Here is a 15,726-nt window from a genome sequence, read left to right on the forward strand (position 1 = left end):
TAGGCTCGCGCAGGCCGACCCCCGACCTGTCCAGGAGAGCCCGTGCCCCGCGTGGACGTCACCGCCGAACCACTCGCCAGCAGCGACGCCGCCCTGCTGGCCGTCGCCGCCTTCGCCGGCGAGGGCGACCAGGCGCCGCCCGTCCTGGCCGGTGCCGCCGCGCAACTCGGCGAGGCGCTGGGCGTCGACCTGACCGCCGAGCTGTCCGCCGTCGGCTTCCGGGCCGGCCCGGGTGAGCTGGCACGCGTGCCGACGCGGGGCGCGGTCGCCGCCGCGACGGTCGTCGTGGTCGGTCTCGGGCCGGTGGAGCGGGCCGGTACCGACCAGTTGCGCCGCGCCGCCGCGGCCGTCGCCGGCGCCGCCGAGCGGATCGAGTCCCTGGCCACCGACCTGCCAGGGGCCGTGACCGACGCCGACGCCGGCGACGCGGTCGCCGCCGTCGTCGAAGGGTTGCTGCTCGGCAGCTACCGGTTCTCGGCCTACCGCTCGGCGCCCGCGGCCCACCAGCTCGAGTCGGTGACGTTGCAGGTCGCCGACGTCGAGGCGGCGCGCACGGCGGTGCACGAGGCCGAGGCCGTGGCGGGGGCGACCCGCTTCGCGCGCGACCTGGTGAACACGCCGCCGCAGGACAAGCGCCCGCCGGCGCTGGCCGATCGGGTCGCGGAGGCCTTCGCGGGCACCGACGTCCGGGTCCGGATCCTCGACGAGCAGGCGCTGGTCGAGGGTGGCTACGGCGGCATCCTCGGGGTCGGGCGGGGGTCGTCGGAGCCGCCGCGGCTGGTGGAGCTCACCTACGAGCCCGACGGCGCCGAGCGCTCGGTGGCGCTGGTCGGCAAGGGCATCACCTTCGACACCGGGGGCATCTCGCTCAAGCCGTCCGAGTCGATGGAGACCATGAAGATGGACATGGCCGGGGCGGCCACGGTCGCCGCGGTCGTGCGTGCCGCCGCCGAACTGCGACTGCCGGTGAAGGTGACCGGTCTGCTGGCGCTGGCCGAGAACATGCCCTCGGGCACCGCGACCCGTGTCAGCGACGTGCTCACCATGAAGGGCGGGACCACCGTCGAGGTGATCAACACCGACGCCGAGGGCCGCCTGGTGCTCGGCGACGCGCTGGTGCACGCCTCAGAGCTGCAGCCCGACGCGATCGTGGACGTCGCGACGCTCACCGGTGCGGCGGTCGTCGCACTCGGTGAACGCATCGGCGTGCTGATGGCGTCCGACGACACGCTCGCCGAGCGACTGCTCGACGCGTCGGCCCACAGCGGCGAGCCGTTCTGGCGGCTGCCGCTGGCGAACGAGCAGTACGGCGAGCGGCTCGAGGGTGCCATCGCCGACCTGCGCAACTCCGGCAGCCGCTCCGCCGGCACGATCTTCGCCGGGCTGTTCCTGCACCGGTTCGTCGGTGAGGGCATCCCGTGGGCCCACCTCGACATCGCCGGGGTCGCCTGGACCGACGAGGCGAGCGGCTACCACACCAAGGGGGCGACGGGCGTGCCGGTGCGGACGCTGCTGCGCTGGTTGCGGGCCGGATGAACGCCGCGGCCGGTGCGGTGGGCGGGGGGTACGTGCTGCTCGTCAACGCCGCGGCGGGCAGCGCCCAGGAGTCGGCGGTCGACGCCGCCGGCGAGGTCCTGACCGGGGCCGGTGCCGAGGTCGAGGTCCGCGCCTGCGAGCGCGAGTCGGACGTCGACGGGGTGCTCGACGACCTGGACGGGCGCACGCTGGTGGTGTGCGGCGGCGACGGGTCGTTGCACGTCGCGGTCGGCCGTCTGCACGCGACCGACCGACGCGACATCCCGGTCGGACTGCTGCCGTTGGGGACCGGGAACGACTTCGCCCGTGCCCTGGGCGTGCCGCTCGAGGACCCGGCGGCGGCGGCGCGCCACCTGCTCGCTGCCGTCCCACGACCGATGGACCTGCTGGTCGAGGACGGCGGGCGCGCCTGTGTCAACGCCCTGCACCTGGGGCTCGGGGCGACGGCGGCGGCCAGGGCCGACGCCCTGAAGTCCTCGCTGTCCGGGCTCGCCTACCCCGTCGGTGCGCTGCTGGCCGGGGTGACCGAGACCAGCGAGCCGGTCGAGGTGGTGGTCGACGGCCGACGTCTCAGCGACGGGCCGACGTTGCTGGTCGCGGTCTGCAACGGCACCAGCTTCGGCGGAGGCGCCCGGGTCGCCCCGGACGCCGACCCGACCGACGGGCTCCTCGACGTGGTCGTGGTGCAGGCGACCGGGCCGCTCGAGCGGGCGGCCTTCGGCCTGGCGTTGCAGCGCGGCACCCATCTCGAGCGCGACGACGTGCTGCTCGCCCGTGGCCGCGAGGTCAGCGTGCAGGGGCACGACCTGCGTGACGACGTCGACGGGGAGCTCGGCGAGCCCAGCGACGCGCGACGGACCTGGCGGACCCACGCCGGTGCCTGGCGCTACGTGGGATGACCGGCCCCGGACACGTGCCGACGCGAGCCGACGCGCGGCGCGTGGTCAGGCCGTGGTGGCGGCGGTGGTGCGCTGGACCTTGGCCAGGAAACGCTCGCGGTCGACGAGCACGCGGCGATGGCGGATCCGGGCCACCGGCTCGCCCTCGTCCTCGACCAGGACGTTGAACTCGAGGCGGCGCCCGTGGTGCCCGATCAGGGTCGCGCTGGCGCGGACGGTGCGCCCCACGGGGGTGGCACGCAGGTGCTCGACCTCGGCCCAGGCGCCCACCGAGGTCTGCCCCTCGGGCAGGTCCTCGCAGATGGCCTGCACGCAGGCGCTCTCGGCCAGCGCCAGCAGCGCCGGCGTCCCGAGCAGCGGGACGTCGCCGGAGCCGAGCTCGGCGGCGGTGTGTTCCTCGGTGACGGTCAGCTCGCGCTTGAGCTTCAGGCCGGGGTCACAGCGACCCATGATGCGTCCTCACTCGTAGACAGCAGGCGGGAGACCGCAGGCGTTCGCGGGAGACGGATGGTGGCAGGACGGCGGCCACGGGCGACGTCGCAGGCGGCGTGCCAGGCGGCGTCGGCGAGCGAGTCCGCCGTCGAGGGGCCGACGGCCCGGACCGGTCGAGCGTACCTGTCGACCGCACGCCCGCCGCCGCAACGGATGTCGGGGAGTTCGGCGTCGTTCGTCCACCGGCCGCACGGATGGGGCCGGGGTGGCCGGACAGCCACCCGGATCCGCACGTGCGGCGGTTCGGCCGGTCCATCGGCCGGCCGTGGCCGGGTCGGGGAGTCGCATCCTGACCGGCGCACCGCCGGCACGGGGGCGGGCATCGACCCGCGGCGAGGCAGCGAGAGCCCGACCAGCCTTCCCGAACCAGGAGGAGTCGTCATGGCGCAGCCACCCAACGATCCCGAGCAGCAGCCGCCGGCGCGTGAGCGCGAGGTCATCGTGACCAACGGTGGCGGTGGTGGCGGTGCCGGCACGGTGATCGCCGTGCTGCTCGGCATCGTCGTGATCGTCGCGCTGCTGGTGTGGTTGTTCGGCAACCCGTTCGGCGGTGGCGACGACGGCGGTGGGGGCACGGAGGTGCAGGTGCCCGACGAGGTCGACATCGACGTCGACGCGGACACCGGCGGCGACGGGGAGGGCTGAGCCCTCGCCGAGGGCGGTACGCGGGCGGGCTCCGGGCGCCGCCCGTGACCGCTCGGGGTCGCGGGTGCCGCACGCGCGGCCGCCCCCATTGGGCACGACCGGGGCCCGGCTGGCAGGCTGCGCGCCGCGGCCCGTGGCGGGTCGCATCCTGTTCGCGCCCGCCGCCCGCTCCCGCGTGTGTGGTCGTGGCACCCTGCTGCTGGAGGAGTGCTCGCCGTGGAGGCCCCTGCCGCGATCCTCGCGCTGGTCCTGGCCATGACCGCCGTCGGCGGCAGCGCCCTGGTCTGGTTCTTCCCCACCTGGGGCGCCGTGCGCCATGGCTACGAGGTGCTCAGCGCCGCGCTGGTCGCGTTGCTGGCCTGGGGGGCCTGGGGGTCGCTGCGGGCTCCGGTGCGCACGCTGGAGTCGACGGCGTCGGCGTCCGACGGTCAGCTCGCGCTGACGTTGCTGCTGGTGCTCGCGATCGCGTCCGGTCTGGCGGCACTGCTGCTGGTCGTGCCGGCCCCGGCGGTCCTCGCCCGGCTCGTCGGCGGCGCGGGGACGCTCGCCGGGCTGGCCTCGTTCGTGCCCCTGGCCGCGATCCGTGCCGCCCGCGACGGTGCCGGGGGCCTGCCGCAGGGCGTCGCGGAGCTGCTGCTCGGCTCGCTGCTGCTCGGCGGGATCTGGGCCGGGATGGTGCTCGGGCACTGGTACCTGGTCGAACGCCGGCTGACGAACCGCTACATGGTCGTGATGGCCTGGACGAACATCGCCGCCGTCGTCGCCGGGCTGGTCTCCGTGCTGCTGTCGGGACGCAATCCCGCTCCCTGCGAGGACCTGACCGGTGCGGCCTTCCAGGCCTGCGCCCAGACGTTCTCGCCGATCCTGCGCATCGGCTCCATGACGCTGACCCTCGGGATCGGTGTGCTGGCGCTCATCGCCCTGATCGCCGGGTTCAACCTCAAGCTCGCCCGCGAGGGGGGGCGCAGCATCCAGGCGTCGACGGGCATGTACTACCTGGCCGTCATCCTCGCGCCCGCGGCCGAGTTCGCGGCGAAGGTGCGCTTCTTCTGACCGTGGCGCGCGTCGGGCGTACCGGCGCCGGCGGCCGGAACGTGTGCGCCGACAGGCCCATCGGGCCCGAGCGGCGGCAGACGGGGGTTATCCTCGCCGCTGGCTCGTCCGGTACCTCCGTCGATGTCCGGGAGCACCTTGCCCCAGCGTTCCTTCGCTTCGCCGCCCGACCTGCGCGACGACACCGTTCGTCGGGGCGCGCCGACGAGCGCGCCGGGCACCCTCGAGCACTACCCGCGACTGGTCGGGGCGGTGCCCGACTGGGACCAGATCGCCGAGGAGTACGGCGAGATGGTCTACACGATGGCGTACCGGCTCACCGGTGACCGGGACGAGGCACGCGACCTCGCGCAGGACGTCTTCGTCCGCGTCTACCGCAACCTCGACCGCTACCAGCCGGGCACGTTCGAGGGGTGGCTGTACCGGATCACGAAGAACCTGTTCCTGGACCGGGTCCGACGCCACACGCGCGTGCGGCTCGAGCCGCTGCCCGACGAGGAGTGGAAGCAGCCCAGCGAGTCGGAACCGGGCCCTGCCGAGACGCTCGAGGCCGGCGTGTTGCGCAGCGACCTCGAGACGGCCCTCGACGACCTGCCGGCCTCGTTCCGGACCGCCGTGGTGCTCTGTGACGTCCAGGGCCTGAGCTACGAGGAGATCTCCGACGCGCTCGACTGGCCGATCGGCACGGTGCGCAGCCGCATCCACCGGGGCCGCAAGGCCCTGCGCAGCGCACTCGAGGCGGAGGCCGAGGCGGCGGAGGACGACCGTGGCTGAGAAGCACGTCAGCGGTGACCGCATCTCGGCGTTCCTCGACGACGAACTGGACGAGTCCCGGGCGATGGCCGTGACGCGCCACCTCGCCGACTGCCCGACCTGTCTGCACGAGCTCGAGGCGCTGCGGCGTACCCGCGACGCGCTGCGGCGGTGGGGCGCCACGCCGGCCCCGCTGGTCGCGGTCGGCCAGCTCGAGCGTCCGGGTGTCGTGCACCAGGTCTCGCGCGGCCTGCGGCTCGCCTCGGCGGGGGTCGCCGCGACCATGGCGTTGTTCGGTCTCGCCTATCTCGTCGGGGAGGACACCGGCGAGGTCGTCCCCCCGGCCGAACTGTTCCTGATCGACCACCTCGCGCGCACCGGTGACGGCCCGCTGCCGGCACCGTTCGGGCTCGACGGCTCGTGAGGGTCCGGCTGTCCGCAGGCGGCCTGGTGTGCGTCCTGCTCGGGTCCGCGCCGGCGGCCGCCGCCGTTGCCGAGGTACCGGCCACCGCGGCGCAGGCCATCGGGGCGCAGGCCATCGGGGCGCAGGCCACCGGGGACGGCGACCGCGATGCCGTGGCCTGGCTGGAGCGGGGGATCGCCGCAGCCAGGGAGGTGCCGCACACCGGCCGGCTGCTGGTCGCCTCGTTCAGCCGCGAGGGCCCACAGCTCACCGAGGTCCAGGTGACCCGCGGCGTCGACGGGGGTCTGACGGTCGCCAAGGCCGACGGCTGGGAGGTCGGCCGGGTCGGGGAGGAAGCGTTCCTGCGCTCGTCGGGGACGCTGCTGCGGTTGGGGGGGATGGAGCGCGGCTCGGCCATCGACCTCGACCGGCTCGCCGGCAAGTACACCGTGCAGGTCCTGGACGAACCGGTCACGCTCGACACGGGACCGGCGCGCGTGGTGCGGCTGCGTGAGCACGGACGGGAGCGCGACCGCGAGGTGGTGTACCTCGACCTCGACACCGATCTGATCGTGCGGCGCGAGACCTTCACGGTCGACGGTGAACCGCTCCGCGTGGTGGCCTACACCGACCTCGAGGTGGTCGACGCCCAGGTGGTGGCACCGGACCCGGAGGGACTGGACGTCGAGGCCTACGCGCTCGCGCCGGCCGATCTCGTGGCGTTGCGCCGTGCGGGCTTCGTGGCACCGGCGCGCCTGCCCGACGGCTACGAGCTCGTCGGCGGCTTCGAGCGTCCCGAGGCCAGCGTGCCCACCCTGCACCTGGTCTACGACGACGGGCTCTATACCCTCTCGGTGTTCGAGCAGCAGGGGCGGCTGTCCCCGCGGGCCGTCGAGGAGGCGCCCATGCTGGTCGGACCCGACGGCGTGACGGTCTGGCGGTTGCCCGGCTCCGAGCCCCGGCGGGTGATCTGGCGGGGCAACGACCGGACGTTCACGGCCATCACGGACGCCCCCGTCGACGAACTGTTGACCGTCGTGGCCGGTTTGCCCAACGACCCCCCACCCAGCATGCTGCGCCGGTTGGCCCGCGGCGTGGGGCGGATGACGAGCTGGCTGTGGCCGCTCGAGCGGAGCGAGACGTGAGCTACGACCGCGAGGAATGGCGGCGCCCCTGGCGCAGTGGGGACACCCCGGTGTCCTTCGGGGACCCCGGCGCCGCCCGTGCGTCGACGGACGTCATCCCGGGGTCCGCCGAGGCGACCGGGTCGTCCGCCGTCGTTTCCGGGGCGGGAGCCGGCTCGGACCAGCGGACGACCCCGCCGCTGACATCGGCCACCGAACCGATCGCCCGCTTCCCGCAGCCGCCGCCGTCCGGCTGGGACGAGTCGAGTGCCGGTCCCGGATCCCCGGTCGGGTCGGTGCGCCCGCCCGACACCACGGGCACGGTGGACGCCCCCGAGCCCCGGCGGAGTCGGGGAGGACTGCTCGGTGCCCTGGTGGGTGGTGTGCTGGGTGCCGCCATCGGCACGGCGGCGACGCTCGCGTTGGTCGTCCCCGGCGGGGACACCGGTCCCAGTCCGGTCTCGGCCCCGGCCATCGAGGTGGACGGGGACTTCGGCGCGGTCGTCCCGGCCGTGGCGCAGGCCGTGACCCCGTCCGTGGTCACCATCGACGTGCCCGTCACGCCCGGTGGTGCCACGATCAACGCCGCGCCGGCGCTCGGGTCGGGGGTCATCTACCGCTCCGACGGCTACATCCTCACCAACCACCACGTCGTCGAGGGTGCCTCGGACGTCCGCGTGCGGTTGTCCAACGGTGACGTCCTCGACGCGCAGATCATCGGCAGCGACCAGCTCAACGACCTCGCGGTCCTGCTCGTCGATCGCACCGACCTGCCGGCGGTCAACCTGCGCGACGCGGTCGACGACCCGCTGATCGTCGGTGAACAGGTCGTCGCGATCGGATCGCCCTTCGGCCTCGACGCCTCGGTCACCTCCGGCATCATCTCGGCGCTCAATCGGGAGATCCGGGTCGACGAGCAGGACAACGCCGCGCTGGTGATCCCGTCGGTCATCCAGACCGACGCCGCGATCAACCCCGGCAACTCCGGCGGGGCCCTGGTCGACGCACGGGGACGGCTCGTGGGCATCAACACCGCCATCCTGACCCGCACCGGGGCGAGCCAGGGCGTCGGTTTCGCGGTGTCCGCCGAGCAGGCGGTCGTGTCCGCCGACCAGCTGATCCAGGACGGCTTCGTGCGCCACCCGCTGCTGGGGATCTCCGGGATCGACGTGTCACCCGAGACCGCCGAGGAGTTCGGGCTCGCCGCGCCCCGCGGTGCGCTGGTCGACGCCGTGCAGGACGACACCGGCGCCGCCGAGGCCGGGATCCGGCCGGGGGACATCATCGTCGAGGTGGACGGTGAACCGCTGGCGACGATGTCCGAACTGGTCGCCGAGGTCCGGCGTCGTCAGCCCGGCGAGGCCATCGACCTCGGCCTGATCCGCGACGGCGAGGAGCTCACCGTCGCAGTGACCCTGGGTGAACGTCCCCGCTGACCCGTCCGGGTCGGGGCGGCTAGCCTGCGGGCCGATCTCCGCTGATTCCGCCGACCACGCCGACGAGGGACCTCCACCGTGCCGGGTCCGCAGGAGCTGCTCGTCATCGCCGTCGTCGCCCTGCTCGTGTTCGGGCCCGACAAGTTGCCGGAGCTGGCGCGCAACGGGGCGAAGCTGCTCGCGCGGCTGCGCTCGGAGACCCAACGTGGCCTGACCGAGTTCAAGCGGGCGGCCGATCTCGAGGACCTCGACCGGGAGATCCGCGGCGTGAGCCGGGAACTGGACGAGACCCGTCGGGCGATCACCCGGCCGTTCGGGGACGCGCTCGCGGGCAGCGGGCAGCGCCCGGGTGGGGGTGGCGCCGGCCCGACGCCCCGTGCCGACGACGATCCGCCACCCTTCGACCCGGAGGCGACGTGAGGATGCGGCGCCGTGCACCCCTGCCGACCCCGCCGGTCGGTCGGCGGACCCAGGCGGCCGCGGTGGGAACCGTCGTGGCGTCCTACGCCGCCGTGCGTTCAGGACGCTCCGCGGCCCTCGACCGGCGTGCGGCCAAGGCGCTGGCCTATCCGCTCGGCCGGCGGATCGACGTGCTGGTCGCCGCGGGGACCGACCTCGGGTCGGTGTACGGCCTGGCCGGCTGCGCGGCGGTGCTGGCGGCGACCGGCCGACGTCGCGCGGCCGTCGACGTGGCGTTGGCCGGCCTCGCGGCGTGGGGGGGCGCGCAGGGGACCAAGCCCCTGATCGGCCGGGAGCGTCCCTACGTCGTGGAGGGCGCCGACCGGCTGGTGGCCGTCCCGGCCGGCTCGTCCTGGCCGAGCGGGCACGTCGCCGTCGCCAGCGCCATGGCGGCCGCCCTGGTGCCCCACGTCGGCCGGGGGCGGCGACGGTGGCTGCACCTCGGCTCTGCCGCGGTGGCCGTGTCGCGCTGCTACGTCGGCGTGCACCACTTCACCGACGTCGTCGCCGGCTGGGGCGTCGGCGTGCTCAGCGACGCCGCCGTCCGGTCGACCCGGCGGCGGTGGGCCCGCCGCCGGGAGCGCTGAGGGTCAGGACACGCTCAGCGGCAGCGAACGCCCGATGATCGAGCGCTTGCGCGAGGCGATCTGCTCGGCGACCTGCTTCACCGCGATGGACGCGGGCACGTCCGGGTTGGACAGCACCAGCGGCAGGCCGGCGTCGCCGCCCTCGCGCAGGCGCGGGTCGATCGGGATGCGTCCCAGCAGGTCCGTGTCGAGCGCGTCGGCAAGCTCCTGCCCGCCGCCGGAGCCGAACACGTCGTGGGTCGAGCCGCAGTCGGGGCAGGTGAACGTCGCCATGTTCTCGATGACACCGGCGACCTTCATGCCGGTCTGCTCGGTGGCCTTCCCGGCCCGCAGGGCGACCTTCTGGGCCGCCTGCTGCGGGGTGGTCACGACCACCATGTCGGCGTTCGGCAGCATCTGGGCCAGCGAGATGGCGATGTCACCCGTGCCGGGCGGCAGGTCGCACAGCAGGAAGTCGAGCTCACCCCAGTGGACGTCGCCGAGGAACTGCTGCAGCGCCCGGTGCAGCATCGGCCCGCGCCAGATCACCGAGCGGTCGGGATCGGTGAAGAACCCGATGGAGATGACCTTGCAGCCGTGCGCCTGCAGGGGCATCACCATGCCCTCGAACGCGACCGGCTTCCCGGAGACCCCGAGCATGCGCGGGATCGAGTAGCCCCAGATGTCGGCGTCGAGCACGCCGACGCTGTGGCCCTGCTGCGCCAGCGCGACGGCGAGGTTCACCGTGACCGAGGACTTGCCGACACCACCCTTGCCGGAGGCGACCGCGATCACCTTCGTCGGCGAGTCGGCCGACGCGAAGGCGATGTCCATCTGCGGGTTGGCGGCGCCGCGTTCCGCGCGCAGGTTGGCCGACAACTGCGAGCGTTCGTCGTCGTTCATCGACCCGAAGGCGACCTGGACGTCGTCGACGCCGGGCAGCTGGCGCACCGCGTTGGTGACGTCGCGGGTGATGCGGTCCTTGAGCGGACAGCCCGGGACCGTCAGCTTGATCTTCACCCCGACGCGGCTGCCCTCGATGACCACCTCCTCGACCATGCCGAGTTCGGTGATGGGCTTGTCGATCTCCGGGTCGTCGACGGTCGCGAGGACCTCGAGGACCTGCTCCTTCGTGGGCACGACGGACACCTTCGTCGGGTACGGGGCGGGACGGCCGGGAACCTGTCGAGCAGGAGCCCGCAGCCCGCCGTGTCAGCGTACCGTCGCCCGTTTCCCGGCTCGACCGGGCGTGGACGAGGGTCAGGCGACCTGGGCGTCCGCCCGGGTCGCGGTCGGTTCCGGCGTCGTGCGCAGCACCTCGGCGAAGGTGATCTCACCGCGCCACGCACGCGTCAACGCGTCCTCACGCAGCGGGCGCATGCCCTCTCGACGGCCCACGACCGCGATCTGGTGTTCGGTGACGTCGCCGGCCAGCAGGTGGCGCAGCGCCGGGGTCATCCGCAGCAGCTCGGTCACCGACACCCGCCCGAGCTCCCCGGTGTACTCGCAGGCGGGACAGCCGGCACCCCGGCGGGGCGAGGCGGTCTCCAGGGCGGCGCGCGGGATGCCGAGCCGCCGCAGCACCTCGTCGGTCGGCTCGTCGACGACCGGGCACCCGGTGCAGATCTTGCGTGCCAGGCGCTGCCCGAGGACCTGGAGCAACGAGGAGCACACCAGGAACCGGTCGGCGCCGAGATCGATCAGGCGGGCGACGGAGCTCGGCGCGTCGTTGGTGTGCAGCGTGGCGAGCACCAGGTGGCCGGTGGTCGCCGCCTCCACGGCCAGCTGGGCGGTCTCCTGGTCGCGGATCTCCCCGACGAGCACCACGTCGGGGTCCTGGCGCAGGATGTGTCGCAGCCCCCGGGCGAACGTGAAACCGATGCGGGGGTTGACCTGGGTCTGGTTGATCCCCGGCAGCTCGTACTCGATCGGGTCCTCGAGCGTGACGATGTTGCGGGTCTCGTCGGTGATGGCCGCCAGCCCGGCGTACAGGGTCGTGGTCTTGCCCGACCCGGTCGGCCCGGTGACCAGCACCAGTCCCTGCGGTCGTGCCAGGGCCTCGACGAACCCGCCGCGGACGTCGGCGTGCATGCCGAGCTCCCCGATCGTCACCCGGTCGGTCCCACGGGCGAGCAACCGCAGCACCCCCTTCTCGCCGTGCATGGTCGGCATCGTCGCCACACGCAGGTCGACGTCACCGGCGCCGGTCCGCACCAGCGCGCGACCGTCCTGGGGCAGACGACGTTCGGCGATGTCGAGCTGCGCCATGATCTTGATGCGCGAGAGCACCTGGCCGCGGATCTGCGCCGGCACGCGGGTCACGTCGCGCAGCAACCCGTCGACGCGCATGCGGACCCGCAGCCCGTCGACGTCGGGCTCGAGGTGCAGGTCGCTGGCCCGTGCGACGAGGGCCTCGCTCACCAGCGACTCGACGAACTGCACGACCGGACTGGACTCCGACGCACTGCCGTCGGCCTCCTCGCGCTCGGGTGCGTTCGCCTGGTCGGACAGCGACAGCTCGGCACGGTAGGCCTGCCGGCGCGCCAGACGCAGCGCCGAGGTCGCGGCGATCACCGGCTGGACGTGCCGGGCCCGGGTGAGGATCCGCAGGTCGTCGAGCCGTTCGAGGTTCGGGTCCGCCGTTGCGACGACGAGTGTTCCCCCGTCGAACGACAGCGGCAGCAGGCCGAACTGCTCGGCGAGCTCCACCGGGACCTGGTCGAGCGCCTCGCGGGTCGGGCGGGTCACCAGCACGTCGACCCGGGGCAGGTTGAGCCGGCTGGCGACGGCGTCGGCGACGTCGGCCTCCGTGCACATGCCCAGCCGGACGACGGTGTCACCGAGGCGTTCGTCCGGCTCCTTGCGGTGGAGCGCATGGGCGACCTGGTCGGCGGTCAGCGCGCCGGCCTCGACCAGCACCTCGCCGATGCGCAGGCGACGCCAGCCGGGTGCCGCAGCGGCGTCCGGCACGGATGCCGGCAGATCCGTGGACACGGGCAGCTCCTGTCGAGGTGTGGTCGCCCCCCGGGTCGGCCGTCACCGCAACGGCTGAAGTCCGTCCGTGCGTCGGCTGACTACCCTCGCCCGCTGCCTGCTCGCCCGCGTTCGCCCGTCCTCCGAGGCCCCTTCGTGCCCGCTCCCGGTCCCCGTCGTGTCCTGCGCTCGCTGCTGCCGCTGCTGCTGGTCGTGCTGGTCGCCGCGGGCTGTCGGATCGACGTCACCGGTCAGCTCGTCGTCCAACGTGACGGATCGGGCACGGCGGGGCTGGAGCTGTACCTGGATCCCGACGCGGTGGCCGAACTGGACGCGCTCGCCGTCGACCCGTTCGCCGAGCTGTCGGCCGTCGCCGTCGAGGTGGACGACTGGCAGGTCGAGCGCACGCTCACCGACGACGGCGGGGAGCGGGTCCGGCTCGCGACCCGGGCCGTCGACCCGCAGGCCCTCACCGATGCGTTGCGCGAGCTGAGCAGCGGCCTGTCCGACGGCGATCCCGCGCTGCTGATCGATCTCGACCTGACGGTCGACGCGGTCGGGGCGACGACGCTCGACGGCGTCGCGGGGCTGCGTCCGCCCGCCACCGCGGGGGCGCGGCAGGACGGGGAACCGCTCGGTCCGTCCGGTGACGAGCTCGCGGCGCTCGTGGACGACGCGGTCCGGGCCCGGCTGGTGGTCACCCTGCCGGGTGCCGTCGCCGAGCACGACGCCGAGCAGGTCACGGGCGGCAGCTGGCTCGGTCTCACCGGTGTCGCGCGCACCCTGCACTGGGAGCTGCCGGTCGGGGAACCGCGCCTGGTCACCGCCCGGGCGGACGCGCCCGCGGTGCTCGCACCCCCGGTGGTCGCCGGACTGGCGGTGGCGGGTGTGCTGCTGCTCGGGGTCGTCGGCTGGTGGTGGCGCCGCCGGCGCAGACGGCGTCGCTGACCTCGCGATCGACGAGCAGCCGGCCACGTGCGACGAGCAGCGGGCAGCCGCGGGTGCTCAGCCCCGCGGGGTCAGCTCCACGACCGTGCAGTGCTGCTTCCACCGCTCGAGGGCGGCGTTGCCGTCGGGCAGGTTCAGTCGCGTCCCGAGTCCGAGGGCCGCGATCCGCTCGAACTCCTCCTCGTCACCGATCACCCGCACGTCGCAGGTCAGCTCCCCGATGGTCGCCTTGATCTCCTTGGACTTGACCACCACGCTCACCACGTCGTTGTGCTCGAGGTTGGGCAGTCGCTGCTCGGTCTCCCCCTTGACCACGAACAGCTTCGCGCCCTGCTGCACGTACCACGCCGGGCGCGAGAGCGTGCTGCCGTCGGGCTGGGGGATCCGGATCCAGCAGATCGAGCCCTTCTTCAGGGCGGTCTCGGCCGCCTCGAGCAGGACGCCGGCACTGGTGACCGACTCCGGTGCGTCGATGAACACCGGGATCCGGCCGGCGATCTCCCCGTCGAGGTAGAACACCAGGACATGCTCGGCCCCGGAGGTGATCGGGATCCGCTCCTCGACACGCCGGCGGAACAGGTCCTCGAACATCGCCCCACGCAACTCGACGTAGCGGGGTGCGGACTCCCAGATCACGGTGCCGTCGGGATCGACGAGGACCAGGACCTCCTCGTAGGTGCCCTGCGAGCCCTTGTAGACCCGGTGGATGCCGAACGGCTGGGCCGTGCCCGGCAACTCGCCCAGGACCCGGATGACCGGGTCGGCCACCCCGGTCGACTCGTGCTTGTCGATGTCGAACGCCATGGCGGACATCAGCTGGACCCGGGCCATGGTCTCCCTCTCGGCGAAACGGGCGCGAGTGGCGCTGGTGCGGTTTCCGCGCTCCCACGCGAGGCGCCCGGGAGCATAGCCGCGCCAGGCCGCTCGGACGGTGTCCGTCGCGCCGTCAGCTCTGGAAGGCCGCGAACGCCACGCTGGCCAGCAGCAACAGCACGGTGATGCCGAGCACGAGTCGGTCGGTCGCGCGGTGACGCACGGTTGGTCCTTGCCGTCGCGGGCGGTTGTCAGGCGAGGTCGAAACGCTCGATCTGGATCTGTTCCATCGGCACGCCGTGTTGCTCGAGCGCCTCCTCCACCGCGTCGAGCATCGGCGGGGGACCGCACACGAAGTACTGCCAGCGGGTCCGCTGCCGGTCGGGCGCGACCCGGTCGAGCAGGTCCGCGTCCGGCAGCCCGGTCTCCCCCTCCCAGCCATCGGGCGGCTCCTCGAGCACCAGCACGAGCTCGAGGTCCAGCTGGTCGCGCAGGGACTCGACGTGTTCCAGACCGATCAGTTCGTCGAGCGTCGGGCCGGCGTGGACGAGCGTGATCGGCCGGCGGTCGCCGCGGTCGGCCATCGTCTGGAGGATGCCGAGGAACGGCGTGATGCCCACCCCGCCCGCGACGAACAGGAACCCCGGCGCCTCGTTGCGGTCGGGGGAGAACACCCCGTAGGGGCCGTCGACGTAGGCGCGCGTGCCCGGTTCGATGTCCCCGGCCTGGGCACTCCAGTCGCCCAACGCCTTGATGGTGAACGACACGTGGCCGTCCTCGCGCTCGGTCGAGCCGGACAGCGAGTAGGGGTGCTCCTCGGCCGAGAACGGCGTGCCGTCCACGATCAGCCAGGCGTACTGACCCGGCAGGGCGCGCAGCCCGTCGTGACCCACCGGGCGCAACGTCACCGTCCACGCGTCGCCGCGTTCGGGCTCGACCGACACGACCTCCCACGGCTGACGCAGCTGCAGCACCGGCTTGACGATGCGCACCCAGCCGAGCACACCGACCAGCGCGGCCGACATCAGCACCCACAGCACCTGCTTCCAGACCGTGGCGACGTAGTAGCCGACCAACTGCACGTGCAGCAGCGCCGTGGCGACGATGGCGACGGCCAGGACGCCGTGGGCGACCTTCCAGACCTCGTAGCTCAGCCCCAGGCGGGTGCGGTAGACGCTGGTGACCACGAGCGCGACGAGCAGCACCACGGAGGCCAGGCCGAAGCGGGCCCGCCACGGCGCGTCCCAGAAACGCAGCAGCTCCAACGTCGCCGGATCGGTGACGAACAGCAGGATCGGGTGGGCGAGGACGAAGGCGAACGCCACCAGCGAGATCAGCCGGTGGAAGCGGATGACCACGTCCATGCCGAAGGGGGCGGCCACCGAACCGAAGCGGGCCGTGATCGCGAACTGCAACCCCAACATCGCCAGGCCGACGAAGCCGAGCGCCACCGACAGCTCGGTGACGAAGTCGCGGCCCGGCGGCGTCTCGCCGAGCAACGCGAACGCCAACGGCACCACCGACACCAGCACGTAGAGCTGGATCCAGAGGAATCCTCGCAGGAACTGCGGCACGTCACCCCTTCGTCTGCACGGGCCATGCAACCGGTGGTCGCGGCCGGGTGCC

General features: G+C 73.6%; 16 protein-coding genes. 11 read left to right on the forward strand and 5 right to left on the reverse strand.

Translation table 11 applies throughout. The features are described from left to right. Window positions 1-42: 42 nt before the first annotated feature. On the forward strand, window positions 43-1,536 hold the full coding sequence (locus tag ELR47_RS04295) for a leucyl aminopeptidase (RefSeq protein WP_205745435.1): 1,494 nt from the start codon (window positions 43-45) through the stop codon (window positions 1,534-1,536). After that, entirely contained in the window at window positions 1,533-2,435 is a 903-nt protein-coding gene (locus tag ELR47_RS04300; protein ID WP_130648771.1) for a diacylglycerol/lipid kinase family protein, read from the forward strand. The genes ELR47_RS04295 and ELR47_RS04300 overlap by 4 nt, the downstream gene beginning before the upstream one ends. A gap of 45 nt (window positions 2,436-2,480) precedes the next feature. Here ELR47_RS04300 and ELR47_RS04305 read toward each other — a convergent pair whose 3' ends face one another. Next, the gene (locus ELR47_RS04305) at window positions 2,481-2,885 is read right to left on the reverse strand and encodes a thioesterase family protein (protein ID WP_130648772.1); all 405 of its coding nucleotides are present in this window, start codon (window positions 2,883-2,885) and stop codon (window positions 2,481-2,483) included. Window positions 2,886-3,308: 423 nt separating this feature from the next. Between ELR47_RS04305 and ELR47_RS04310 the strand changes: the two genes are divergently transcribed. The 8 genes from ELR47_RS04310 to ELR47_RS04345 all read left to right on the forward strand — a co-directional run bounded on the left by ELR47_RS04310 (window position 3,309) and on the right by ELR47_RS04345 (window position 9,387). Further along, entirely contained in the window at window positions 3,309-3,572 is a 264-nt protein-coding gene (locus ELR47_RS04310) for a hypothetical protein (RefSeq protein WP_130648773.1), read from the forward strand. A gap of 216 nt (window positions 3,573-3,788) precedes the next feature. Beyond that, window positions 3,789-4,625, forward strand: coding sequence for a hypothetical protein (locus ELR47_RS04315; RefSeq protein ID WP_130648774.1), 837 nt, complete (start codon window positions 3,789-3,791; stop codon window positions 4,623-4,625). Window positions 4,626-4,763: 138 nt separating this feature from the next. Beyond that, window positions 4,764-5,399: a sigma-70 family RNA polymerase sigma factor gene (locus ELR47_RS04320; protein ID WP_165403838.1), complete on the forward strand. Its 636-nt coding sequence runs from the start codon at window positions 4,764-4,766 to the stop codon at window positions 5,397-5,399. Then, window positions 5,392-5,802, forward strand: coding sequence for an anti-sigma factor family protein (locus ELR47_RS04325; protein WP_130648776.1), 411 nt, complete (start codon window positions 5,392-5,394; stop codon window positions 5,800-5,802). Before ELR47_RS04320 ends, ELR47_RS04325 begins: the two co-directional genes overlap by 8 nt. Continuing rightward, entirely contained in the window at window positions 5,799-6,926 is a 1,128-nt protein-coding gene (locus ELR47_RS04330) for a hypothetical protein (protein ID WP_130648777.1), read from the forward strand. Before ELR47_RS04325 ends, ELR47_RS04330 begins: the two co-directional genes overlap by 4 nt. Further along, the gene (locus ELR47_RS04335) at window positions 6,923-8,341 is read left to right on the forward strand and encodes a S1C family serine protease (protein ID WP_130648778.1); all 1,419 of its coding nucleotides are present in this window, start codon (window positions 6,923-6,925) and stop codon (window positions 8,339-8,341) included. Before ELR47_RS04330 ends, ELR47_RS04335 begins: the two co-directional genes overlap by 4 nt. 78 nt (window positions 8,342-8,419) lie before the next feature. Continuing rightward, window positions 8,420-8,761 carry a Sec-independent protein translocase subunit TatA/TatB gene (locus ELR47_RS18585; RefSeq protein WP_188584439.1) on the forward strand — a complete coding sequence of 114 codons (342 nt, stop codon included), beginning with the start codon at window positions 8,420-8,422 and terminating at the stop codon, window positions 8,759-8,761. A gap of 62 nt (window positions 8,762-8,823) precedes the next feature. Continuing rightward, window positions 8,824-9,387, forward strand: a complete 564-nt coding sequence (locus tag ELR47_RS04345; RefSeq protein ID WP_165403839.1) for a phosphatase PAP2 family protein — start codon at window positions 8,824-8,826, stop codon at window positions 9,385-9,387. Window positions 9,388-9,390: 3 nt separating this feature from the next. On the opposite strand, the gene ELR47_RS04350 is transcribed toward ELR47_RS04345, so the two are convergent. Both ELR47_RS04350 and ELR47_RS04355 read right to left on the reverse strand, forming a co-directional pair. Further along, window positions 9,391-10,506 carry an Mrp/NBP35 family ATP-binding protein gene (locus ELR47_RS04350; RefSeq protein ID WP_205745436.1) on the reverse strand — a complete coding sequence of 372 codons (1,116 nt, stop codon included), beginning with the start codon at window positions 10,504-10,506 and terminating at the stop codon, window positions 9,391-9,393. Between the two features lie 120 nt (window positions 10,507-10,626). After that, the gene (locus ELR47_RS04355; RefSeq protein WP_130648781.1) at window positions 10,627-12,360 is read right to left on the reverse strand and encodes a GspE/PulE family protein; all 1,734 of its coding nucleotides are present in this window, start codon (window positions 12,358-12,360) and stop codon (window positions 10,627-10,629) included. Window positions 12,361-12,495: 135 nt separating this feature from the next. On the opposite strand from ELR47_RS04355, the gene ELR47_RS04360 reads away from it, so the two are divergent. Next, window positions 12,496-13,287 (forward strand): hypothetical protein, encoded by a 792-nt coding sequence (locus ELR47_RS04360; RefSeq protein ID WP_130648782.1) that lies wholly within the window; start codon window positions 12,496-12,498, stop codon window positions 13,285-13,287. Window positions 13,288-13,344: 57 nt separating this feature from the next. Here the strand turns inward: ELR47_RS04360 and ELR47_RS04365 are convergent, their stop codons facing one another. Both ELR47_RS04365 and ELR47_RS04370 read right to left on the reverse strand, forming a co-directional pair. Next, window positions 13,345-14,118, reverse strand: a complete 774-nt coding sequence (locus ELR47_RS04365) for a hypothetical protein (protein WP_130648783.1) — start codon at window positions 14,116-14,118, stop codon at window positions 13,345-13,347. A 233-nt stretch (window positions 14,119-14,351) separates the two neighbouring features. Beyond that, window positions 14,352-15,674 carry a ferredoxin reductase family protein gene (locus ELR47_RS04370; protein WP_130648784.1) on the reverse strand — a complete coding sequence of 441 codons (1,323 nt, stop codon included), beginning with the start codon at window positions 15,672-15,674 and terminating at the stop codon, window positions 14,352-14,354. Window positions 15,675-15,726: the final 52 nt, after the last annotated feature.

It is taken from the genome of Egicoccus halophilus, assembly GCF_004300825.1.
Taxonomy (GTDB): domain Bacteria; phylum Actinomycetota; class Nitriliruptoria; order Nitriliruptorales; family Nitriliruptoraceae; genus Egicoccus; species Egicoccus halophilus.